Origin of the sequence: Pseudacidovorax intermedius, from assembly GCF_003350475.1 — a bacterium.
Lineage (GTDB): Bacteria > Pseudomonadota > Gammaproteobacteria > Burkholderiales > Burkholderiaceae_C > Xenophilus > Xenophilus intermedius.
The window spans coordinates 121,637-143,116 of record NZ_QQAV01000005.1; the positions used below are offsets into that span (position 1 = coordinate 121,637).

Annotated in this window: 20 protein-coding genes; 8 read left to right on the plus strand and 12 right to left on the minus strand. The window is 68.5% G+C overall.

The window, feature by feature from the left end:
* Positions 1 to 21 precede the first annotated feature (21 nt).
* Positions 22 to 1,731, plus strand: a complete 1,710-nt coding sequence (locus DFR41_RS14485) for a CocE/NonD family hydrolase (protein ID WP_244917756.1) — start codon at positions 22 to 24, stop codon at positions 1,729 to 1,731.
* 240 nt (positions 1,732 to 1,971) lie between these two features.
* Here the strand turns inward: DFR41_RS14485 and DFR41_RS14490 are convergent, their stop codons facing one another.
* Positions 1,972 to 2,214: a hypothetical protein gene (locus DFR41_RS14490; protein WP_244917757.1), complete on the minus strand. Its 243-nt coding sequence runs from the start codon at positions 2,212 to 2,214 to the stop codon at positions 1,972 to 1,974.
* 216 nt (positions 2,215 to 2,430) lie between these two features.
* Here DFR41_RS14490 and DFR41_RS14495 point away from each other — a divergent pair, with 216 nt between their 5' ends.
* Entirely contained in the window at positions 2,431 to 3,894 is a 1,464-nt protein-coding gene (locus DFR41_RS14495) for an ELWxxDGT repeat protein (RefSeq protein WP_114803211.1), read from the plus strand.
* An 8-nt stretch (positions 3,895 to 3,902) separates the two neighbouring features.
* On the opposite strand, the gene DFR41_RS14500 is transcribed toward DFR41_RS14495, so the two are convergent.
* From DFR41_RS14500 to DFR41_RS14510, 3 genes are read right to left on the minus strand one after another with little or no spacing between them, the layout of a single operon-like run.
* Positions 3,903 to 4,706 carry an ABC transporter permease gene (locus DFR41_RS14500; RefSeq protein WP_114803371.1) on the minus strand — a complete coding sequence of 268 codons (804 nt, stop codon included), beginning with the start codon at positions 4,704 to 4,706 and terminating at the stop codon, positions 3,903 to 3,905.
* A 22-nt stretch (positions 4,707 to 4,728) separates the two neighbouring features.
* The gene (locus DFR41_RS14505; RefSeq protein WP_114803212.1) at positions 4,729 to 5,598 is read right to left on the minus strand and encodes an ABC transporter permease; all 870 of its coding nucleotides are present in this window, start codon (positions 5,596 to 5,598) and stop codon (positions 4,729 to 4,731) included.
* Positions 5,595 to 6,593, minus strand: coding sequence for an ABC transporter ATP-binding protein (locus DFR41_RS14510; RefSeq protein ID WP_114803213.1), 999 nt, complete (start codon positions 6,591 to 6,593; stop codon positions 5,595 to 5,597). The genes DFR41_RS14505 and DFR41_RS14510 overlap by 4 nt, the downstream gene beginning before the upstream one ends.
* 387 nt (positions 6,594 to 6,980) lie before the next feature.
* Here DFR41_RS14510 and DFR41_RS14515 point away from each other — a divergent pair, with 387 nt between their 5' ends.
* Together DFR41_RS14515 and DFR41_RS14520 are read left to right on the plus strand one after the other, a co-directional pair.
* Positions 6,981 to 7,454: a DUF3592 domain-containing protein gene (locus DFR41_RS14515; protein ID WP_114803214.1), complete on the plus strand. Its 474-nt coding sequence runs from the start codon at positions 6,981 to 6,983 to the stop codon at positions 7,452 to 7,454.
* A 413-nt stretch (positions 7,455 to 7,867) separates the two neighbouring features.
* A complete protein-coding gene (locus tag DFR41_RS14520; protein WP_114803215.1) occupies positions 7,868 to 8,095 on the plus strand; it encodes a hypothetical protein in 228 nt (75 codons plus the stop codon).
* 132 nt (positions 8,096 to 8,227) lie between these two features.
* On the opposite strand, the gene DFR41_RS14525 is transcribed toward DFR41_RS14520, so the two are convergent.
* The 3 genes from DFR41_RS14525 to DFR41_RS14535 all read right to left on the minus strand — a co-directional run bounded on the left by DFR41_RS14525 (position 8,228) and on the right by DFR41_RS14535 (position 12,969).
* The gene (locus tag DFR41_RS14525; protein ID WP_017761244.1) at positions 8,228 to 10,441 is read right to left on the minus strand and encodes an outer membrane protein assembly factor BamB family protein; all 2,214 of its coding nucleotides are present in this window, start codon (positions 10,439 to 10,441) and stop codon (positions 8,228 to 8,230) included.
* A 71-nt stretch (positions 10,442 to 10,512) separates the two neighbouring features.
* Positions 10,513 to 11,598, minus strand: coding sequence for a ThuA domain-containing protein (locus DFR41_RS14530; RefSeq protein ID WP_244917758.1), 1,086 nt, complete (start codon positions 11,596 to 11,598; stop codon positions 10,513 to 10,515).
* A gap of 588 nt (positions 11,599 to 12,186) precedes the next feature.
* Positions 12,187 to 12,969: an IclR family transcriptional regulator gene (locus tag DFR41_RS14535; RefSeq protein WP_114803216.1), complete on the minus strand. Its 783-nt coding sequence runs from the start codon at positions 12,967 to 12,969 to the stop codon at positions 12,187 to 12,189.
* Between the two features lie 154 nt (positions 12,970 to 13,123).
* On the opposite strand from DFR41_RS14535, the gene DFR41_RS14540 reads away from it, so the two are divergent.
* Genes DFR41_RS14540 through DFR41_RS14555 form a run of 4 tightly spaced genes read left to right on the plus strand, consistent with a single transcriptional unit; the run spans position 13,124 to position 16,531 of the window.
* Positions 13,124 to 14,140 (plus strand): TRAP transporter substrate-binding protein, encoded by a 1,017-nt coding sequence (locus DFR41_RS14540; RefSeq protein WP_043113919.1) that lies wholly within the window; start codon positions 13,124 to 13,126, stop codon positions 14,138 to 14,140.
* Between the two features lie 26 nt (positions 14,141 to 14,166).
* A complete protein-coding gene (locus DFR41_RS14545; RefSeq protein ID WP_114803217.1) occupies positions 14,167 to 14,610 on the plus strand; it encodes a type II 3-dehydroquinate dehydratase in 444 nt (147 codons plus the stop codon).
* Between the two features lie 56 nt (positions 14,611 to 14,666).
* Positions 14,667 to 15,254 (plus strand): TRAP transporter small permease, encoded by a 588-nt coding sequence (locus tag DFR41_RS14550; protein WP_114803373.1) that lies wholly within the window; start codon positions 14,667 to 14,669, stop codon positions 15,252 to 15,254.
* On the plus strand, positions 15,251 to 16,531 hold the full coding sequence (locus tag DFR41_RS14555) for a TRAP transporter large permease (protein WP_114803218.1): 1,281 nt from the start codon (positions 15,251 to 15,253) through the stop codon (positions 16,529 to 16,531). The genes DFR41_RS14550 and DFR41_RS14555 overlap by 4 nt, the downstream gene beginning before the upstream one ends.
* 35 nt (positions 16,532 to 16,566) lie before the next feature.
* On the opposite strand, the gene DFR41_RS14560 is transcribed toward DFR41_RS14555, so the two are convergent.
* The 5 genes from DFR41_RS14560 to DFR41_RS14580 all read right to left on the minus strand — a co-directional run bounded on the left by DFR41_RS14560 (position 16,567) and on the right by DFR41_RS14580 (position 21,441).
* On the minus strand, positions 16,567 to 17,253 hold the full coding sequence (locus DFR41_RS14560) for a GntR family transcriptional regulator (RefSeq protein ID WP_114803219.1): 687 nt from the start codon (positions 17,251 to 17,253) through the stop codon (positions 16,567 to 16,569).
* Positions 17,254 to 17,366: 113 nt separating this feature from the next.
* Positions 17,367 to 18,821: a dihydropyrimidinase gene (gene hydA / locus DFR41_RS14565; protein ID WP_114803220.1), complete on the minus strand. Its 1,455-nt coding sequence runs from the start codon at positions 18,819 to 18,821 to the stop codon at positions 17,367 to 17,369.
* Between the two features lie 24 nt (positions 18,822 to 18,845).
* Positions 18,846 to 19,577, minus strand: a complete 732-nt coding sequence (locus tag DFR41_RS14570; protein ID WP_017756835.1) for an amino acid ABC transporter permease — start codon at positions 19,575 to 19,577, stop codon at positions 18,846 to 18,848.
* Between the two features lie 86 nt (positions 19,578 to 19,663).
* On the minus strand, positions 19,664 to 20,488 hold the full coding sequence (locus tag DFR41_RS14575) for an ABC transporter substrate-binding protein (RefSeq protein WP_114803221.1): 825 nt from the start codon (positions 20,486 to 20,488) through the stop codon (positions 19,664 to 19,666).
* Positions 20,489 to 20,544: 56 nt separating this feature from the next.
* Positions 20,545 to 21,441 (minus strand): dihydrodipicolinate synthase family protein, encoded by an 897-nt coding sequence (locus tag DFR41_RS14580; protein WP_017756833.1) that lies wholly within the window; start codon positions 21,439 to 21,441, stop codon positions 20,545 to 20,547.
* Between the last annotated feature and the right edge of the window lie 39 nt (positions 21,442 to 21,480).

Consider the following 21,480-nt stretch of genomic DNA (forward strand, 5'->3'; position numbering starts at 1 on the left):
AGCCCGAGGAGGATGAGCGCCATGCCCAATCTGGAAACCCGCACCACCGTCGAGAACGGCCTGGTGTTCATGCGTGACGTGGCCGTGACCATGTCCGACGGCGTGACGCTGCGCGCCAACGTGTTCCGCCCCGAGGCGCCCGGCCGCTATCCCGTGGTGATGGCCATGGGCGCCTACGGCAAGGACGTGCACTTCGAAGACGCCTTCAACCCGCAGTGGCAGGTGCTCAAGCGCATCTACCCGGGCCTGGACACCGAGGGCAGCACCGGCCGCTACCTGCGCTGGGAAGTGGTGGACCCGGAACGCTGGGTGCCCGAAGGCTTCGTGGTCATCCAGGTCGACTCGCGCGGCACCGGCCGGTCTGAGGGCTACCTGGACCCTTTCGGCCCGGTGGAGACGCGCGACTTCTACGAATGGATCGAATGGGCCGGCACGCAGCCGTGGAGCAACGGCAAGGTGGGGCTCATCGGCGTGTCGTACCTGGCCATCAAGCAGTGGCAGGTCGCGGCTTTGCGGCCACCGCACCTGGCGGCCATCGTGCCGTGGGAGGGCTCCAGCGAGTTCTACCGCGACGGCGGCCACCACGGAGGCATTTTGAGCAACAGCTTCACCTTCGAATGGTGGCCGCGCCAGGTGCTGGCCAACCAGTACGGCAGTGGCAAGAGCACGCACCGCGACCGGCTCACGGGCGAACGCACCACCGGCCCCGCGCTGTCGGACGAACTGCTGGAAGGCAGCCGCGCCGACCATCCCAACGACCGCCTCTCGCACCCGCTGGACGACGCCTGGAACCGTGCCCGCGCGGCCAACCTGCCGGCCATCGAGGTGCCGCTGCTGTCCGCCGCCAACTGGGGCGGCCCGGGCATGCACCTGCGTGGCAACTTCGAAGGCTGGCTGCGTGCCGGGTCGCGGCAGAAGTGGCTCTTCGCGCACATCGGCACGCACTACGAAAGCTTCTACCTGCCGCACTACGTGGCCATCCAGCAGCGCTTCTTCAAGCACTTCCTGGCGGGCGAGGACAACGGCTGGGACCGCGAGCCGCCTGTGCAACTCGCCATCCGTCATGCCGATGGCACGGCCGAGATGCGAACGGAGCAGGAATGGCCGCTCGCGTGCACCGCCTGGACGCCCTTCCACCTGGACGCCGCCGACGGCTCGCTGGGCGACGTGCCGCCGCGCGGCGCCGGCCGGGCCAGTTTCGAAGCCATGGGCGAAGGCCTGAGCTTTTCGACCGCGCCCTTCGCGCAGGACACCGAGTTCACCGGCCCGGCCGTGCTGCGGCTGTGGGTCTCGTCCAGTACCACCGATGCCGACCTGTTCGTCGTACTGCGCGTCTTCGATCCGGACGGGCAGGAGATGAGCTACGTGGGCGCGCACGAGCGCGTGCCCATGGCCATGGGCTGGCTGCGTGCCTCGCACCGCAAGCTGGACCCGGCGCGCAGCCTGCCCTGGCGGCCCTGGCATGCCCATGACGAGGTGCAGAAGCTCGTGCCCGGCGAGGCCTATCCGGTGGAGGTGGAGATCTGGCCCACCTGCCTGGTCTTTCCCAAGGGCTGGCGTCTTGTGCTCACGGTACAGGGCCACGATTTCATCGTGACCCCGCCCGGTCGCATGCGCCATGACCATCCCGAGGACCGGCCTGTGGCGGAGTTCGGCGGCGTGACCACGGTCCTCACGGGTGGCGACCACGACAGCCGACTGCTGATGCCGCTGATTCCGGCGCGACGCTAGGGCCGCGAGGCTTTCAATCCCGTTGGCTGGCGCATTGGCCGTTCGGCTTGCGATAGCCGGGCCCGCCGCGCGAGCCGCAGCCCCCGCTGCCACCCCCGCCCCCAACCCCGCCTGCACCGCCCCTGTAGGTCGCGTGGCGGCTGCCGGACGAGTGACCCCCACGTCGGCCTCGCGCGTTGGCGTTGGCGCCCACACCCCCGAAGAGGGTGGCAATCAAAACTGCTCCCAGCAATCGGCGCTTCATGGCTTGCGTGTCCCTTCCTTGCCGGTGTGGGGATTGACGTTGCCTTTGGTGCTCCAGTTGTCCAGCTTGGTCTGGTTCGGATTGGTGGCATGGCTGGGCGCGACGTGGGTTCCGTCGTGCCGGGTGTAGCCGCTCACCGAATGGCTGCCCGAATGAAGGCCGCCGCCGCTGCTGTGCCCTCCGCCTCCGCCCTTGGCAGCCGCGGCGACACACAGCGACAAGGCTGCGGCCAGGATCATTGCTTTCCTCATGTGCCTGTCTCCTCTCGCGCCGGGTTCGGCGCAACGGGATGCTGCACTTAAGCATTTGGCAATACAAGTCAACATTCGGCCGTTTGGTCTAAGGGGTTTGCCGAGGCCGGGGTGAGGGACGGCGCGGCATGGCGCTTTGAACCCGCCGCGACCCGGGTGGAATCTCCAAGTGGAAAACATTTCCTCTTTGGATAGAGTGCACGCATGCATGCGTTCACGCCCTCCCCTTTTCTCTATGCCTGCCGTCTGGCGCTGTCGCTGGCGGCCGTCGCGACGCTGTCCCTCGGCACGGCCATGGCTCAGCCGGCAGCGGCCGCCGACCCCGACCGCACCGTTCTGCCAGAGCAGCGCGCGCGCCTCGCCTTCGTCTCGCCCACACAGCTCACGCCGCTGGGTGAGCGCCGTGCGGTCTTCACCGCGGTGCATGCGCTCAGCGGCCAGGAGCTGTGGATCACCGACGGCACGGCCGGCGGCACGCGCCTGCTCAAGGACATCCTTCCGGGCTTCCGCGGTGCCTATCCCTCCAGCCTGACGCCATACCGGGGCCGCATCTATTTCGCCGCGACCGACGGTGAGCACGGCGTGCAGCTTTGGCGCACCGATGGCACCGAGCGCGGCACGGTGGCGGTCACCCGACTGCCCGGCGCGCCCGGCAGCGATGGCGCCTTGCCGGCCGAGCTGACGGTCTTCAAGGACGCGCTCTATTTCGTCGCCAAGGAGCCGGACGGCGGCTTCCAGCTCTGGAAGACGCAGGGCACGGCCCAGAACACGGTGCGCGTCGCCGCCATCGCGCCGGGGTCACGGGCCCTGGTGCGGCAGCTCACCGTGGTGGGCGACCGGCTCTTCTTCACCGCCACCACGGCCGAGCATGGCCATGAACTCTGGGTGAGCGATGGCAGTGCCAAGGGCACCCGGCTTGTGAAGGATGTCAGAGCCGGGCCCGAGGACGGCGGCATCGCGCGCCTGACGGCCGTGGGGCGGCAGCTGTACTTCACCGCCAACGACGGCCAGCACGGCACCGAGTTGTGGACGAGCGATGGCACGGCGGAGGGCACGCGCCTGGTGAAGGACGTGCGGGCCGGCGACGCCGCGTCGCAACCGCGGCACCTGACGGCGATGAAGGGCGTGTTGTACTTCGCGGCCGACGACGGCCGCCATGGCATCGAGCTGTGGCGCAGCGACGGCACGACCGAAGGCACGCGCCTGGTCAAGGACATCCAGCACGGGCCGCGCGGCAGCCTGTCGAGCCCCATGGCCGTGATGAACGGGCGGCTCTACTTCGCGGCCACCGATGGGGAGTCCGGGGCCGAGCTGTGGAGCTCGGACGGCACGGAGGCTGGCACGCGGCGCGTGGCCGACATTGCCGCGGGCGCATCGAGCGCGACACCCTCGCGCTTCGAGGTGGCGGCGGGCCGGCTGTGGTTTTCGGCCGGCGATGCCATGCATGGCGTGGAGCCCTGGTCCACCGACGGCACGGCCGCCGGCACGCGCCGCATGGCCGACGTGGTGCCCGGCGCGGCGCATTCGATGCCGGTCGGCTTCACTGCAGTCGGCGATGCCGTCCTGTTCACCGCCGACGATGGCCACGGCAACGAGCGCCTGTGGCGCATCGACCGCGCCGGCCGGCTCAGCCTGCTGGGCGATCCGCTTCAGCAGCGGCTGCGCTGAGCACGCGGCTAACTGCCGCTGGACGCATAGCGGCGCAGGCCCAGGCGCCACACGCCGAACGCGAGCCCCAGAAAGACAAAGCCCGCCAGGGGCGAGACGGCGCCCACCCAGGCGGGCGCGCCCAGCGGATCGGCGCGGCCCAGGACCCACAGCGCCGGGTAGTAGGCCACGCAGGCCAGCGGCACGCCGAAGGTGAGCAGGCGCCTGAACCACCGCGCGTACAGCGCCATGGGGTACTGCCCCGCCTCCACGCCGCCGTAGGTGAACACGTTGGCGATCTCCAGGCTTTCCACCGTCCAGAAGGCGAGCGCGCCCTGCAGCACCAGGATGCCCAGGAACAGCGCCACGCCGCCCGCGACCGCGAACACGGCCACCGCGATGGCGGCCGGCGTCCAGTCGATGCCCGCCTGCACGCTGCCGAAGGCCAGCACCAGCCCGGCCTGCAGCAGACGGCCCAGTCGGCTCAGCCGCAGGTCGTGCCCCATCAGCTGCAATGCCACCGGCCGTGGCCGCAGCAACAGCCGGTCGAAGGCGCCGGTGCGCAGCAGCTCGGTGCCCAGCACGTCGAAACCGCGGCCCAGCATGTCGGCCAGCGCGAACATGGCGTGCACCAGTCCGTAGAACAGCGCCACCTCGCCGAGACGCCAGCCCTGAAGGCTGCCGAAGCGGTCGAACAGCGCCCAGATGGCGACGACCTCGATGCCCGTGGCCAGGAACTGGCCGGTGGTCAGCATCAGCGCCGATGCGGGATAGCGGGCCTGGCCCGCGATCGAAGCCGCGGCGAAGCGCAGGAACAGGCGGGCGTTGCCCATGGAACGGCTGCGTGCCATGGCCTCAGCCCCCCTGCACTTCCAGGCGCGCGAAGGCGGCCAGCAGTGCCCACCGACCGGCGGCCGCCAATGTCGCGATCCAGAAGACCTGCAGCAGCAGACCGCCAACCGCGTCCGCGCCCGTCCACTGCCCGAAGTAGATCCGCGCCGGGATGTCCAGCAGCCCCGCCAGCGGCTGCAGCAGCAGCCAGCGCTGCCAGCCGTCCGGCAGCAGCGCCAGCGGCACCAGGTTGCCCGACAGGAGGATCACCACGGGCAGCGCCAGCATGTTGATGCCGCGGGCATCGAGCGCCGCCACCGCGGCCACGTTCAGCAGCATGACCAGCGCGGCCGACAGCAGCAGCGCCAGCAACATCGACACGCCGAAGGCCACGCCGGCCGCCAGGCTGGCGGGCGGGCGCCACGACCAGTCGCCCCAGCCTGCCAGGGGCAGCAGCAGCGCCGCGAAGGCGGCCATCAGCGCCAGGCGTGGCAGCACCCGCGCCGCGATCCAGCCCGCGCTGCGGACGAACCACAGCCAGTAGGCGTCCACCGGCCGCAGGCGGTCGTAGGCGACGGCACCGGTGTGCACCGCCTGCGCCACCTCGGGATCGCCCGCCCAGGGCAGCAAGGCCAGCAGCCCCTGCGCGAGCCAGGTGTAGGTGACGGCCTGGGCGAGCGGCATGGGCGCCGCGCCGGCCGCGTAGAAGGCCGCGAGCACCATCACCTTGATGCCACCCCACCAGCACTGGGTGGCAAAGCCGGCGAAGGCCGCGGTGCGGTACTGCAGCATCTGCAGGAAGCGCGAGACGAAGGCCGCGCGGTAGGGCCGCAGCCAGCGTCCTCGCGCCGGCCGGGCTGCGAGTCCATTCGGCACCGATCGGCGGCCGCTCATGCCTCGGCCGCGCCGTGCAGGGCGTAGAAGCGGGCGATGACCTCTTCGATGGAGGGCGACTCGATGCGGATGTCTTCCACCGCATGGGCCGCTGCGATGCGGGCGATCAGGTCGGCCGCGGGCGTCTGCTGCGGGTCGAAGCGCAACACCAGCGTGCGTCCCTCCCGCGCCGCGACGGGCGTACCTGCGAGTTCAGTTCCGTCCGGCGGCGTGCCGGCGAAGTCCACCACCAGGCGGCGCTCGGCCAGCACCTGCCGCCGCAACGCCTCCACCGGGCTGTCGGCCAGCACCCGGCCATGGCCGACGATGATGACCCGCTGGGCCAGCGCCTCGATGTCGTGCATGTCGTGCGTGGTGAGCAGCACCGTGGTGCCGCGCTCGCGATTGGCCCTGCGCACGAAGTCGCGCACCGCGAGCTTGGAAGGCGCGTCGAGGCCGATGGTGGGCTCGTCCAGGAACAGGATGTCGGGCCGGTGCAGCAGCGCCGCGGCGATTTCGGCACGCATGCGCTGGCCGAGCGAGAGCTGGCGCACCGGCTGGCCGAGCACCCCCTCCAGGTTGAGCAGCGCGACGAGTTCGTCGCGCGTGCGGCGGTAGTCGGCCGCGTCCACCCGGTAGATGTCGCGCAGCAGGTCGAAGCCGTCTTCCACCGGCAGGTCCCACCACAGCTGGGTGCGCTGTCCGAACACCACGCCGATGCGGCCCACATGCGCTTCGCGCTCGGCAAAGGGATCGCGGCCGTCGATGGTGATGCGTCCGCCATCGGGCCGCAGGATGCCGGCGAGCAACTTGACCGTGGTGGACTTCCCGGCGCCATTGGGCCCGATGAGCCCCAGCAATTCGCCGCGCTGCAGCGAGAAGGAAACGCCCGCGAGCGCCTCCACGGTGCGGTAGCGCCGCCGCCAGAGGCCGCGCAGCGCCCCGCGCAGCCCCGGATCGCGCTCGGCGATGCGGTACACCTTGGTGAGGCGGTCGACGTGGATGTGGGCAGTCATGGGGGCGTGTCCGCACGGCGCAGGCGTCTGCGATGCAGAGGCCACGGCTGTGGGGGGCGCGATGCTATCCGATGGCCTGGGTGACGGCATGCGACGGTGGTTGAGGCTTTGGCTTTGGTGCGCTGGCTGGGGCGGGCGGACGATGTGGCGACGTGCCGGGGCGAAGGGCCGGCCTCGGTCTGAGAGCGGCTGCGGTTGGTCTGGGCCAGCCGCTCGCTTGAGCGTTTTGAACTTACGCTTTGCAGCGGACGCCGGCGTTCGGGCTATCCTCTCTGCCGGCGGGTTTCGGCCAATGGCAGACGTTTGGAATAGATCCGTGAACATGCACTTGTCAGCAAGAAATTCATCAGTCGATGCGGAATCTGCCGCATTGATAGTTTGCGCACGATGATGGTCGCCAAGAGACAATTGATTTTTGCGTTCGTGATTGCCACGTTTGGTGTTTCGCTCCTTGTCTACGGCGTGAAGGGGGTCCTCCTCGAGCGCTCGCAAAGTAGTTGGCCGCGAACTGACGGCATCGTGCGCTCAGTGAAGATCGTTTCGTCGGATGGAAAAGCCGGCCGCTTATGGTGTCCCGAATGGAGCTATGAGTACGTTGTGGATGACAGGCGCTACGTCAGTCGTCGTGTGGCGTTTGGCACATACGGGTGCAAACACCAACGCAGCCAAGCAGAATTGCAGGCGAGCACTCGTCCCATTGGGAGTTGGGTCTCCGTTATCTACGAACCAGGCAATCCACATAATGCTGCGCTCGAGGTTACACAGGACGGTGGCGCGTTCCACTGGCTTCTTGTTGCGTCGGGTCTCTTGCTTGGCATCACCACGCTCCATCCAGCATCGTGGCGTGGGAAGGAAAAGTGACGCACCTTAATGCCGCAAGCGCCGCAAATTCTTCTGGCGGACCGGAAGTCTGCTACGGACGAAGTAGGCGCTATCGCTGAGGTGCGCAACGAACTGGCCGTTGGCCGGTTGATCGGTCGCATACGCCAAAACGACCATCCCGCGCCCGGCCTCGATCTCAACAAGGCCGTCATCAGCTCCCCGGATGGTGCAACGGTCAGAGACGACCGGGCGGCCTGCGCACTGGTGCGTCCCTCCGTCCGGCGGCAGCACCGTATCCGACCACACGACGGTCACCAGCGCGCCACGGCCGACGCGCCGAACGGCGATAGCGCCACGATGCACGCAAGCACACACCCGCGCGTCGAATGAACCGTGCGCTAGGACAATTTGCCCAGTTCCCGCCCAACGCACCGGCGTATCCAATCTGCCCCATGGAATGGGTTCCCGTCGGCTTCATCACTCTGAAGGCGCTCGTCTTCTGCGCAACGATGTTCTTTGCCATCAAGTGGCATTACGAACAGGGTCAGGGCTTGAGCAAACGCGCGCTACTGCTCACGGCGGGCAAGGTCGCTGCCGTCTTCATCCTGGTGCTCACGGCCGTGCTGCTCCTGACGTTCGGGGTCGCAGCGGGGCTCGGCATGGACCTGCGCCTTCCTTGAATCAAGCACAGGCGCGGACGTGATCCCGCGCAGCCCCCGCCAGGGCACCCGCGGAACTGGCTTTGCCAGGCCGCTGGGTGCGCCCCCTCGAAGGGGGGAGGCGGAGCGCGAAGCGCGCAGCCTGGGGGTGGGTCAATACACCACGATCTTCCCCGTAGGCCGCGGGCTGTAGCAGTCGTTGTAGAAGTACTCGCCCTTCTGCGTGAAGGTGTAGTTGGCCGACTGCCCGGGTGCCAGGCGGAAGTTGAACGCCCCTTCGAAGAACTGCGTGGCGCAGTGCGTGTTGGGGTTGTCCGCCGGGTTGGTGAAGGTCACCGTGGTGTTGGCCGGCACACGCATCCAGGTGGGCGTCATCGCGTTCACCGCGGTCGACTCGGTGGTGCCCGGCGCGTTGGTGGCGGTCTGCACGCGGCCCAGGAACACGGTGTTGGGCGTGGGCAGCGCGGTGCCCTCCACCGGCGAGCCGGAGACGGGCCGGCGCACCTCGGGTGGCGTCGGCGTTGGCGCCGGGGCGACCGTGCCGCCGACCTTGAAGGCCCACAGGTAGTCGCCGCGCGGCGCGGAGTTGCCGTACGGAATGCTGGTGCCGCCGGCATACACCGCGATGTACTGCTCGCCGTCGATCTCGTAGGCGATGGGGCTGGCGCTGATGCCCGAGCCGGTCTGGAAGCGCCACAGCTCGCTGCCGTCCTGAGCGTCCAGGGCCAGCAGGTTGCCGTCGGGCTGACCGATGAACAGCAGGTTCGAGGCCGTGCTCAGGATGCCGTTGCCATGCGCCAGCGAGTACGGCATGGGCTTCTTCCACTTGACGAGGTTGGTGGTCGGGTCGACGGCCACCACCGCGCCGGTCTGGTACTCGCCCGGAGGGCGCAGGCCGTTGCTGGACTCCGTGAGCGAGTGGGCTGCAGCCACGTAGCCCATGCCGGTGTAGACCAGCCCGGTGCGGGGGCTGAAGGACTGGTGGTTCCAGTTGGCACCGCCGCCATGGCCCGGGATGGTGAGCACCGGCACGTCCCAGTGCGGGTCGAACAGGCAGCCGGTCACGTAGTTGGGCACGGCCCGGTTGGGGTCGCCCGGCACGGCAGTGCCCAGGGCCTGGTTGACCACGCAGGTCTCGGTCCAGGCGCCCTGGCGCGGGAAGGGCTGCGTGGGCGAGGTCGCCTGCCGCGCGTCCTGCTTGACCGGGATCTCGTCGATGCCCAGCGGCGCACTGCCATCGCGGCGGTCGAGGATGTAGTACATGCCCGTCTTGCTGCCGTAGATGACGACCTTGCGGTCGGCGCCGTTGATCTTCACATCGGCCAGCACGGGCGACATGACGTTGTCCATGTCCCAGATGTCGTGGTGCACGGACTGGAAGTGCCACTTGTAGGCGCCCGTGTCCATGTCCAGCGCCACGATGGAGTTGGCGAACAGGTTCTGCCCCGGCCGCGTCGAGCCGTTCTGCGACGAGCCGCCGCGCACGTTGCCGAAGGTCCAATACACGGTCTTGAGGGCCGGGTCCACGGCGGGGTGGATCCAGGGCGTGGCGCCGGTGCGGTCGCTGTCGGGTGCACCGCCCCAGGTGTCGTAGCCCATCTCGCCGGCGCGGGGCACGCCCCAGAAGGCATTGAGCACCTTGCCGGTGGCCGCGTCGGCCGTGAAGGCGGCGCCGCGGTTGCCGTCGTTGGTGCCGATGAACAGGCGCTTGTCGTGGTAGACCAGCGCCACCTTCTGCACCGCGCCCAGGAAGGCCGCATCGGACGACGAGGTGGGGTACTGCTTGACGTAGACGACCTTGCCCGTGTCCTTGTCCAGGGCCACCAGCCGGTTGCCGCCGCCGATGGTGAAGACCAGGCCCAGGTCCTTGGCCACCGCGGCGCCGCGGCGGGTGATGGCGCCGTAGGGCGTCGTCCACTTCCATTTGGTGGCGCCGGTCTTGCCGTCGACTGCGATCAGGTTGCCCTGCGCCGATTCGATGTACAGCACGCCGTCCACGGCCACCGTGGTGCTCTGGCTGTTGCCGCTCACGACGCCGCCTTCGACGCGGTTGACCCAGGCGCCGCCGAGTTGGCCGACGCGGCTCTTGTCGATGGCGCCCAGGCTTGTGTAGTTCTGGTTGCCGAGGTTGCCGCCCACCTTCGGGAAGTCCTTGTCGCCGGCGGTGCAGCAGTCGGACAAGGCGGCGGCCGGGGCTGGCGCGGGCTGTGGGGCGGGCGTTGGCGATGGGGACGGCGCCGGGGTGGGCGCGGGCACGATGGGCAGCACGCCGCCGTTGTTCGAGTCGCCGCCGCAGCCGGCCAGCAGAAGGGGGGAACCGATGACGCCGGCGGAAAGCAGCACCGTCGCCAGGTGGGTGAGTCTCATGACGTTGTCTCCGAAGAATGCGTGAGGCAGAACGAGGCGCGGCCGGCAGATGCCGGCCGCGTGTGGCCCGGTCAGGGCGTGGTGCAGAAGGGCGTCAGGCCCATGGCCGACTTCACGCCCTGCACGATCAGCTTCTGGAAGAACTCCGAGCCCACGCCGGAGTAGTTCTCGGCGAAGGAGTCGCCGTTGTGGCCCAGCGAGGTGACCCAGGCGCGGCCACCGTCGTAGTACTGGCACCAGGCCACCGGATGGAAGCCTTCATGGCCCGGATGCGGCGCGGCCGTGAGCGGCTTGAGGGTGGAGGTGTCCACGGTCGCGAGGAACTTCACGTTCGTCGGAAAGGGCTCGAGGTTGTACCACTCGTCCTGGAAGGAGAAGCGCTTGGGCAGGTCCTTGGTGGAGGGGTCATCGGCCACGATCAGCACGTCGCCCGCGCGGTTGGGGCCGTGGTTGTAGAAGTTGGCATTGCCCAGCAGGCCTTCGTAGTAGGGCCAGGTGTACTCGGCGCCGAAGGCGTTGTGCAGGCCCACGAAGCCGCCGCCGCGGCGCATGTAGTTGCGCAGCGCCGTACGGGCCGCGTCCTTGCTGGTGGTGACGGCGTCATTCCACAGCGTGTCGCGGTTGGGGCTGGCGAAGATCACTGCCTTGTAGTTGTTGATGCGGCCCGAGAGCACCGACACATCCTCGGTCCAGTCGGCGGTGATGCCCTCGGCCTTGAGCATGCGGATGAGGCCGATCTGCATGAGGTTGTCCGGATTGAGCGTCGGGTTGAGTCCGGCGGCCATCGGGGTGCCGAGATTGGCATGGCGTGGCCCGGCGGTGCGCGAGTAGATCAGCACGCGGTCGGGCGTCGAGGCGAAGGCACCCCAGTCGTGATAGCACTTGGGATTGGTGCCACGGCACACGTTGTAGTACGTGTCGAAGCTGTCGTCTTCAGGATCGGCAGGTGCCGGATCGTCGGGTGGGGTGGTCGTCGGCGGTGTGGTGGCCGGTGGGTTGTTGCCGCTGGCGGGCGGGTTGTTGGCCGAGGCGGCGGCCAGCAGCGCTGCGGCTGCTGCGTTGTCATTGCCGCCACTGCCGCCGCCGCAAGCGGCCAGCGCCAGGCCGAGGCACGCGGCCGTTGCGGCGCGCAAGAGTTGGGCATGGAAAAGGGTCAAGGTTGTCTCCTGGGTTTGCTGAGAAGGGCAGCCGGGGCGCGCAGGGGCACGCCCGGCCATGGCGCATCGGCGCCGGGCGGTGAAAGGGGTTGGGAAAAAGCGCGACGACGGACGGCCCGCACTTCAGGCGGGTCGGTCGGGGAATCGTGGGGGTGGGTCGCCGCGCGCACCCGGCGCGCGGCGTGCATGCATGGCGTTGGTCTCAAGGTCCGTCGTACGAAGGCGCAGGCACCTTCGACGCGGCCGTCTGGCTGCGTTCACGCGTGTCTCCTGTTTTCTTGATGCTTCCCGTGTGGGCGCATCGTAATCAAACAGGAAAAGTTTTCCAAGAAAAAATGTTGTTCCGATTCTGGCTTCGGCCGCTGCTCGGAACTGGCTGCGAATGGATGGGGCGCCCGCGCACAGGCACAGGCACGCGCATGCCGTGGCGCAATGAAGGCATCAAGGGCGGACGGAATCGATCGGCGCCGCAGGGGTGCGCGCGCACGCGGCTCACAAGGAGCAGTTGCGCGACGGCGGGGCTGCGAAGCAGCGCCAAAGAGCCGGCAGGATGATCCGCGTGCGGCCTGCCTGCCGAGTGCCGGTGGCTCAGGCCCGGCGGCGGAACAGCGGCGAGGCGCCGCTGGCGCGTGAGACGTCCTGTGCGGTCTCCAGCAGCGCAGGGCCCAGCTCTTCCATGCGCTGCGGCGTCAGGCGCACGGCCGGCCCGGCGATGGTGATGACGCCGATGGCCTTGGTGTCAGGCCCGGCCACGGCCGCAGCCATGGCGGTCATGCCGGGTGCGAACACCTCGTTGATCATGCTGAAGCCCCGTTGGCGTGCGGCCTTCACATAGGTCATCACGGCCTTGATCGAAGTGGGCGCCTTGGGGCCGAAGTCCTTGGGGCTGCCCAGCCCGCGCCGCGCCACGATGGCCAGCGCCTCGTCGTCGCTCAGCGTCGAGAGCCACGCATGGCCGGCCGCGCTGCACGATAGCTCCACCGACAGGCCCATGTCCGGGTCATAGCGCAGGCCGCGCGTGGCGCCCTGGGCCTTGGCGACGAAGGTCAGTTCCTCGCCATCGACCACCGCCAGCCGCACCAGCTCGCCCGAGGTCTGGGCCAGCTGCTCGAGCAGCGGCTGCGCCACATCCACGACGCCGGAGCGGCTGAGGAAGGCCAGGCCCAGGGCAGCGAGCTTGATGGTGATCTGGTAGTGGCCGTCACGCTCGTCCTGCCGCACATGGCCGCAGCGCACGAGGTCCGAGAGGATGCGATGGGTGGCCGACAGCGGCAGCTGCAGCTCGCTGGCAAGCACCGACAGCGCGCAACCCTGAGGATGGTCGGCAAGGTATTCGAGCACCTTGAAGCTGCGTTCCATCACACCACTCATGTTTCGGCTCCCGGCCGACAGAGGTCGGCGATTTCTTGGACGGGCGCCACTGTACCAAAGCACCGAATAGATTTTCAGTGTGGAAATTCTTTCCACATGTGCTTATGATCGCGCCGCCTGGCGGGTCCGAGTGGCCGGCCACCGTCCAACCCTCATGGAGACAACCTTGAAGAAATTCGTCCGAGCCTTCGTCGCCGCGGGCCTCGCCGCCGCGTTCGCCCTGCCCGCCGTTGCCCAGCAGGAGCGCACCATCCGCTTCGGCCACCTCAACAACCCCGACCATCCGGTGAGCTTCGGCGTCAAGCGTTTTGCCGAGCTGCTCTCGGCCAAGAGCGGCGGCAAGATGAAGGTGCAGGAGTACCCGTCCAACCAGTTGGGCAACGAGATGCAGCAGCAGGCCGCGCTGCAGGGCGGCGTGCAGCAGATGTCGGCGCCGGCCACCACCTCGCTCGCGGGCATCGTCAAGGAGTTCGGACTGGTCGACTTCCCCTTCTCGGTGGCCACCTTCGAGCAGGCCGATGCCCTGCTCGACGGCCCGCTGGGCCAGGCGCTGATCGCCAAGCTGCCCGAGAAGGGCCTGGTGGCACTGGGCTACTGGGACCTGGGCTTCCGCAACGTGACCAACAGCCGCCAGGCCATCACCAAGCCGGAAGACCTGGAGGGCCTGAAGATCCGCGTGATCCCGAACCCCGTGTTCCTCGACACCTTCAAGGCCTTCAAGGCCAACCCCGTGCCGATGCCTTTCGCGGAGCTCTACGGCGCCCTCGAGTCCAAGGCCGTGGACGGCCAGGAAAACCCCTTCTCGGTGATCCTGTCCAACAAGTTCTACGAGGTGCAGAAGTACGTCAGCGCCACCAACCATGTGTACGCCGCCAACATCGTGCTGGTGAGCAAGAAGTTCTGGGACCAGCTCACGCCCCAGGAGCAGAAGTGGATGCGTGAGGCCGCCGACGAGTCGCGCGCCTACCAGCGCCAGGTCAGCCGCGCCGCCGCACAGAAGGCACTGGGCGAGCTGCAGGCCAAGGGCGCGCAGTTCAACGAGCTGTCGACCGACCAGCAGGCTCGCATGCGTCAGATCGCCCAGCCGGTGATCGACAAGTTCGCCGCGCAGTACGACCCCGCCATGGTCAAGCTCTACAAGGACGAGCTGGCCCGCATCCGCAAGCAGTGATTTCCGCAACCCGCATGAGCGCTTCCATGAACATCCTCGTCCTGCACGGACCCAACCTCAACCTGTTCGGCCGCCGCGAGCCGCACATCTACGGCACCACCACGCTGGCCGAGATCAACGCGCGCATCGCCGCGTTGGCGGAAGAGCTGGGCGTGCAGGTCCACACACTGCAGTCCAACCACGAAGGCGCGTTGATCGACTTCCTGCACGAGCACATCGACAGCGCCGACGGCGCGCTGGTCAACCCTGCCGGCCTGACGCAGCACGGCGTGCCGCTGCACGATGCGATCAAGGCCATGCCCTTCCCCGTACTCGAAGTGCACATGTCCAACATCGCCGCCCGCGAGAGCTGGCGCGCGCATTCCATCATCTCGCCCGCGGTGCGCGGGACGATCCAGGGCCTGGGACCGCAGTCCTACCTCGCTGCGCTGCGCGGGCTGGTCGAGATCGTGCGCGAGGCCCGGCGCTGACGCCTGGCCTCCAACAGGGGCGCGCCCGCTGCGGCGTGCCCCGGGAGATCCTCATCATGAATCGCTGGATCGACCGCGTCTGCCGCGCGGTGGAGAACCTGGTTGCGCTCATGCTGGCCGTGATGGTCGTGCTCGTGTTCGGCAACGTCGTGCTGCGCTATGGCTTCAACTCGGGCATCCTGCTGTCCGAGGAAGTCTCGCGCTGGCTCTTCATCTGGATGACCTTCCTCGGTGCGCTGGTGGCGCTGCACGAGCGCGCCCATCTGGGCGTGGACATGGTCGTCGGCCGCCTTCCGCCCTCGGGCAAGAAGCTGTGCCTGCTGCTGAGCCAGCTGCTGATGCTCTACATGCTCTGGCTGCTTCTGCAGGGCAGCATCGTGCAGACGCGCATCAACTGGGACGTGGAGGCACCGGTGACGGGCCTGTCCATGGCCATCGTCTACAGCGTGGGCATCGTATTCGCCATCGGCGGCGGGCTGCTGCTGCTGATCGACCTGGGGCGCCTGCTCACCGGCCGTCTGCGCGAGGACGAACTCGTCGCCGTGCAGGAGTCGGAAGAGGCCGCGGCCCTGGCGCAGGTGCTGGGCAACGCCCAGGCCTCGCCGACACAACCGAACCCACATTCCCAGAAGGGCCAGCCATGACGCTGACCGTGTTCATCGGATCGCTGCTGCTGGCCATGGCCATCGGCATGCCGATCTCCTTCGCGCTGCTGGCCAGCGGCGTCGCCCTGATGTGGCAGCTGGACCTGTTCGACGCGCAGATCCTGACGCAGAACCTGATCGGCGGTGCCGACAGCTTTCCGCTGCTGGCCGTGCCCTTCTTCATGCTCGCCGGCGAGATCATGAACGTGGGCGGGCTGTCCAAGCGCATCGTCAACCTGGCGCTCTCGCTGGTGGGCCATGTGCGCGGCGGCCTGGGCTACGTGACCATCATGGCGGGCTGCCTGCTGTCGGCCCTTTCGGGCTCGGCCGTGGCCGATGCGGCAGCGCTCACGGCGCTGCTGCTGCCCATGATGACCGCTGCCGGTCATGACAAGGCCCGCGCGGGTGGTCTGATCGCGGCCACCGGCATCATCGGGCCGGTGATCCCGCCCAGCATCGGGCTGGTGATCTTCGGCGTAGCGGCCAACGTGTCGATCTCCAAGCTCTTCCTTGCGGCCATCGCCCCCGGGCTGATGATCGGTGGCGCGCTGTGGATCACCTGGGCCTGGGTGGTGCGGCGCGAGAAGGTCGAACCGCCGCCGCGGAAGAGCCGCCGCGAGATCCTGGCGGCCGCGCGCGAGGCCGGCTGGGCGCTGCTGCTGCCGGTGATCATCCTGGTGGGCCTGCGCATGGGCGTGTTCACGCCCACCGAAGCGGCGGTCGTGGCCGCGGTGTATGCCTTTGCCGTGGCGACCTTCGTCTACCGCGAGCTGAACTTCTGGCAACTGCGGGACGTGTTCGTGGCGGCGGCCAAGACCAGCGCGGTGGTGATGTTCCTGATCGCGGCGGCGATGGTCAGTGCCTGGCTCATCACCGTGGCCGACCTGCCCTCGAAGGTGGTGGGTCTGCTGGAGCCTTTCATGGGCAACAAGGTGCTGCTGATGATCGGCATCATGGTGCTGGTGATGGTGGTCGGCACCGCGCTGGACATGACGCCGACCATCCTGATCCTCACGCCGGTGCTGATGCCGGTGGTGATCAAGGCGGGCATCGACCCGGTCTACTTCGGCGTGATGTTCATCATCAACAACTCGATCGGCCTCATCACGCCGCCGGTGGGCGTGGTGCTGAACGTGGTGGCCGGCGTGGGCCGCATGAAGATGGACGAGGTCACCCGCGGGGTGCTGCCCTTCATGGCGGCGGAGTTCGCCATCATGTTCGTGATGGTGCTGTTCCCGTCGCTGGTGACGGTGCCGGCACGCTGGTTCGGCGGCTAGCGTCGGTCGGTCGGTCGGTCGACCGGCCGGTCCGCTCAGTCCAGGATCGCGCGGCGCACGTCTTCCTGCAGGCTGCGCAGGTGCGCGCGCATGGCCTCGCGCGCGCGGTCCGCATCGCGGCTGCGCAGTGCCTCCAGGATGCGGCCGTGCTCGTCGTGGTTCTCGCGCTGGCGGTGCAGCGGGCTGTGCAGGCGGAAGAGCCGTGCATTCACTCGCAGTTCCTCCACCAGGCGCGGAAACACCACGTTGCCGCTGGCCCCGGCCAGGAAGAGGTGCAGCTTGTCGTCGAAATGCCAGTGGGCCGTCTCGTCGTGCTCGCCTTCATTCAAAGCGCGCACTTCGGCTTCGAGCGCGTCGAGTTCCTCGTTGGAGATGCGCGGTACGGCCAGCGCGATGGCTTCGCCCTCGATCACCTCGCGCGCGCGCATGCAGTCGAAATACTCCTTGGTGCCCAGCGCGCGCACGGCGTACGAGCGCGCGTCGCGCCGCACCAGCAGGCCTTCGCCGGCCAGGCGTACCAGCGCCTCGCGCATGGGCGTGCGGGAGATGCCCAGCTCTTCGGCCAGGCGGCCTTCCTGCAGCGGGCTGCCGCCCGAGATCTTGCGGTCGAGGATGAGTGTGCGCAGCCGGTCGTAGGCCTGCTCGGCCAGGCTGGTCGAACGCACCTCGAGCGGCGCGATCGTGATGGTGGCCGGCTGGGCGGGGCTGGGCAGGGTGGGCATGCGGAACGGCGTGGCGCGAAGGGCAAAAGCTTAGCAGGCCGACACGTTCGCGAGCGGGGCGCCGCAGGCTGCGCCTGCGATGGACGCGCGCGTCGCAACGGTGGGGCGGGCACTCAGAGCCATTTTTCCAGCGGATTGCCGTCGCGGGGCGCGCGCGGCCGCAGGCAAGGCAGGAAGAGCCCCGAGCCCGGCGCCGCATCGAATCGCCCGTCGTGCCACACGAGCCGGCCGCGGGAGACCGTGGTCGCGGGCCAGGCACGCAGCTTCATGCCTTCGTAGGGCGTGTAGTCGGCCGCATGGTGGAGCATGTCGTTGCGGATCGTGATCTCTTCGCCCGGCGCGAACTGGTCCCAGATCACGAGGTCGGCGTCGCCACCGACCGCGATGGTGCCCTTGCGCGGGTACAGGCCATACAGGCGCGCTGGGTTGGTGGCGGTCAGTTCCACGAAGCGGTGGATGTCGATGCGCCCGGCCATCACGCCTTCGCTCATCAGCAGCGGCAGGCGCGTCTCCACGCCCGGGATGCCGTTGGGAATGCGGTCGAAGGAGGCATCGTCGCCGGCCACGCGCTTGCCGTCGGGCCCGTTCATGTTGAAGGGCGCGTGGTCGGACGAGACGATGGTGAAGAGCCCGCTGGAAAGGCCGTTCCAGATGAACTGCTGATTGGCCTTGTCGCGCGGCGGCGGGCTGCAGATGCAGCGGGCGCCGTGCATCGGGTCGTTCTCGTCGATGCCCAGGTCCTCGGCACTGAGGAAGAGGTACTGCGGGCAGGTCTCGGCGTGGATCGGCAGGCCGCGGCCCCGGGCCCAGTGAATCTGCTCCACCGCCTCGCGGCCCGAGACATGCACGATCAGGATGGGCGTGTCGATCAGCTCGGCCAGTGCGATGGCGCGGTGCGTGGCCTCGCGCTCCACGGCCATGGGCCGCGAGGCCGCGTGGTAGCGCGGCGCGGTGAGGCCGGCGTCCAGCAGCTGCTCGGTGAGCCAGGCGATGCAGTCGCTGTTCTCCGCATGGATCATTGTCATCGCACCATGGCGGCGGGCCGTGGCCAGGACCTCGATGATCTGGCGGTCGCCCAGCTTCAGGTCGTCGTAGGTCATGTAGATCTTGAAGGAGGTGTAGCCCTTCTCGATCAGTTGGGGCAGCTCGCGCTGCGTCACGTCCTTGGTGGCGTCGGCCACGATGAGGTGGAAGGCGTAGTCGACGCAGGCCTTGCCTTCGGCGCGGCGGTGGTAGTCGTCCACCGCCGCCTGGATGCTGTGGCCGCGCTGCTGCAGCGCGAAGGGCAGCACGGTGGTGGTGCCGCCGCAGGCGGCGGAGCGCGTGCCGGTCTCGAAATCGTCGGCGAACTTCGAGCCGTCGCTGGTGGGCTGATCGAAATGGCAGTGGCCGTCCACGCCACCCGGCGTGACCAGGCGGCCGGCGGCGTCCAGTTCGCGCGTGGCGCTGCCTTCGAGGTCCTGCGCGATAGCGCTGATGCGGCCGCCCTTGACGCCGATGTCGGCGCGATAGCGGTCGCCGACGGTGGCGATGTCCGCGTTGCGGACGATGAGGTCGTAGTGGGCCATGGTGACGTGATGCAGGTCGGGGCTTCAGCGCTGCTCGAGCACGGCGTCGCCGGGCACCGGACCATGCGACTTGGCTTCGGCACCGTGCCCGTAGGCGCGGCCGAAGTGGCGCTCGATGCGGCGCTGGATCAGGTCCCAGGCCGTGGTCATGAGCAGGTAGTAGATGGCCGCGACGAGGAACAGCTCCAGCACCATGAACTTCTCCTGGATCAGCACCTGCGTGCGGCGCAGCAGCTCCTCCATCGAGATCACCGAGGTGACCGAGGTGGTCTTGAGCAGGCCGTTGATGCTGTTGCCCAGTGTGGGAATGATCAGTCGCATGGCCTGTGGCAGCACCACGTAGCGCATGGTCTGCGCGCCGGTGAAGCCCATCGCCCGCGCGGCATTGGTCTGTCCGGCCGGGATGGACTGGATGCCGCCGCGCACGATCTCGGCCAGGTAGGCCGCTTCGTTGAGGATCAGGCCCAGCAGTGCCGACTCGATCACCGACAGCTTCAGGCCCATCTGCGGCAGGCCGGTGTAGATGATGATGAGCTGCACCAAGAGCGGCGTGCCGCGGAACACCCAGATGTAGAAGTGCGCAGGCGCCGAGAGCCAGCGGTGGCGCGACAGCCGCGCCAGCGCCAGGGCGCAGCCCACGAGCAGGCCGCCGGCGATGGCGGCCAGCGTCAGCCACAGGGTCGTGACCGCACCCTGGAGGATGTAGGGGTTGAACAAGTAGTCGGCGAATCCCGACCAGCTCCAGCCTTGGCCCATGTGGCGTCCTTCGTGTCGCTTCGATGGCACCTCTGCAAGAGGCGCCTGTCAGGCCCGTCCCGGCGCGGGACGGGCGCCCTGCCCTGTCAGGCTGCCGGTCCCTTGACGACCACGGGGCCGTCGATGGGCTTCACGCCGTATTGGTCGAACAGCTTCTGGAAGCTGCCGTCGGCCTTCATGTCGTTGAGCACCTTGGCCACGGCATTGGCCAGCTCCTTGTTCTTGGTGGCCAGCGCCACCGGCGTGGGGAACAGGCCCGACAGCACGCGGTCGAAGTCGCCGCGCTTCTGGTACTCGGCCCCCGTGGAGTCGATGGACAGGGCCACCTCCACCTGGCCTGCGCGCAGCGACTGGAAGGCCATGGCGAAGTTCTCGAAGGTGCGGATGGTCATGCCCTTGAGGCCCTTGTCGGTGAGCTGCTTGTCCAGCTCGCGCGCCTTGCGCTCCTCGAAGCCGCCGATCTCCACGCCGATGGTCTTGCCCGACAGGTCCTCGGGCTTGGCGATCTTCAGCGGGTTGCCCTTGGCGGTGCTGATGCTGATGGCCTGGTCCTCGTACTGCAGCATCTGCATCAGCTTGGCGCGCTCCTCGGTGTAGAAGATGCCGGTGTTGATCAGGTCCCAGCGGCCGGCCTGCAGGCCCGGGATCATGGCCGAGAACTCGATGCGCACGTACTCGGGCGTCAGGCACAGGCGCTTGGCGATGGCCTCGCCCAGCTCCACGCGCATGCCCTTGAGCGCGCCTGTCTGGTCCACGAACTGCATCGGCGGCAGCGTCGGGTTGACCGACATGGTCAGCGTGCCCTTCTTCACCAGTGCCGAATCGGGCACGGGCGACTTGCAGGTCTGGGCGGAGGCGAGGCCGGTGGCCAGCAGGGCCGCGGCGGCGACGAAAGCGAAGCGCAATTTCATGGGAAGTCCTCGGGGGCAGGTCGAAGTGAAGGGAATGGGGTGAGGCGCGGCGATGCTCAGGCCGCGATGGAGTCGAGCAGGCCGAGGCGGTCGAGCTCGGCACGCAGCTCGGCCTGGTCCTGGGGCGGCAGCGGCAGTCGCGGCGCACGGGGCTGGCCCACGGGCAGGCCCATCATGGCCAGGCCGTCCTTGGAAGCGGCGACATAGCGGTGGCCGCCGACCCAGCGCACGATGGGCAGGATCTTCTTGTAGAGCGCGAGGGCCGATTCCATGTCGCGCTCGTCGGCCACCAGCTCGAACAGGCGGGCCGAATCCTTCGGGATGAGGTTGGAGCACACGGCCACCCAGCCCTGCGCGCCCAGCCAGAAGGACTCGTAGCCCAGGATGCCGGCGAACACCGTCATGCGGTCGCCGCACAGCTCGATGATGTCCCGCACCCGCGTCACTTCGAGCGTGGACTCCTTGATGTACTGGCAGGCGTCGATGCGCGACAGGCGCGCCACCAGCGCGGGCTTGAGGTCCACATTGGCCGTGGCCGGGTTGTTGTAGACCATGATGGGGATGTCGATGGCCTCGCCCACCTTGCGGTAGTGCGCGAACAGCTCGTCGTCGGTGGGCGTGCTGTAGAAGGGCGGAATGATCATGACGCCGTCCGCGCCCATGGTCTGGGCCTCGCGCGACAGGCGCACGCATTCGTCGGTCCACTCCGCGCCGGTGCCGATCAGCACGGGCACGCGTTTTGCTGCCGTGGACACGCAGGTCTCGATCACCAGATTGCGTTCCTCGGCATCCAGAGACAGGAATTCGCCGGTGCTGCCCAGCGGGATCAGGCCGTGGATCCCCTGCTCGATCTGCCAGTTCACCAGCTTCTTCAGAGCCGGCACGTCCACATGTTTGCCGTCGGCGGTGAGAGGGGTGATGAGCACCGTATAGGTGCCACGGAACGCTGTCATGCCCGGTCCTTGCTCGAAAAAGGGTCGCGATACGGTTGG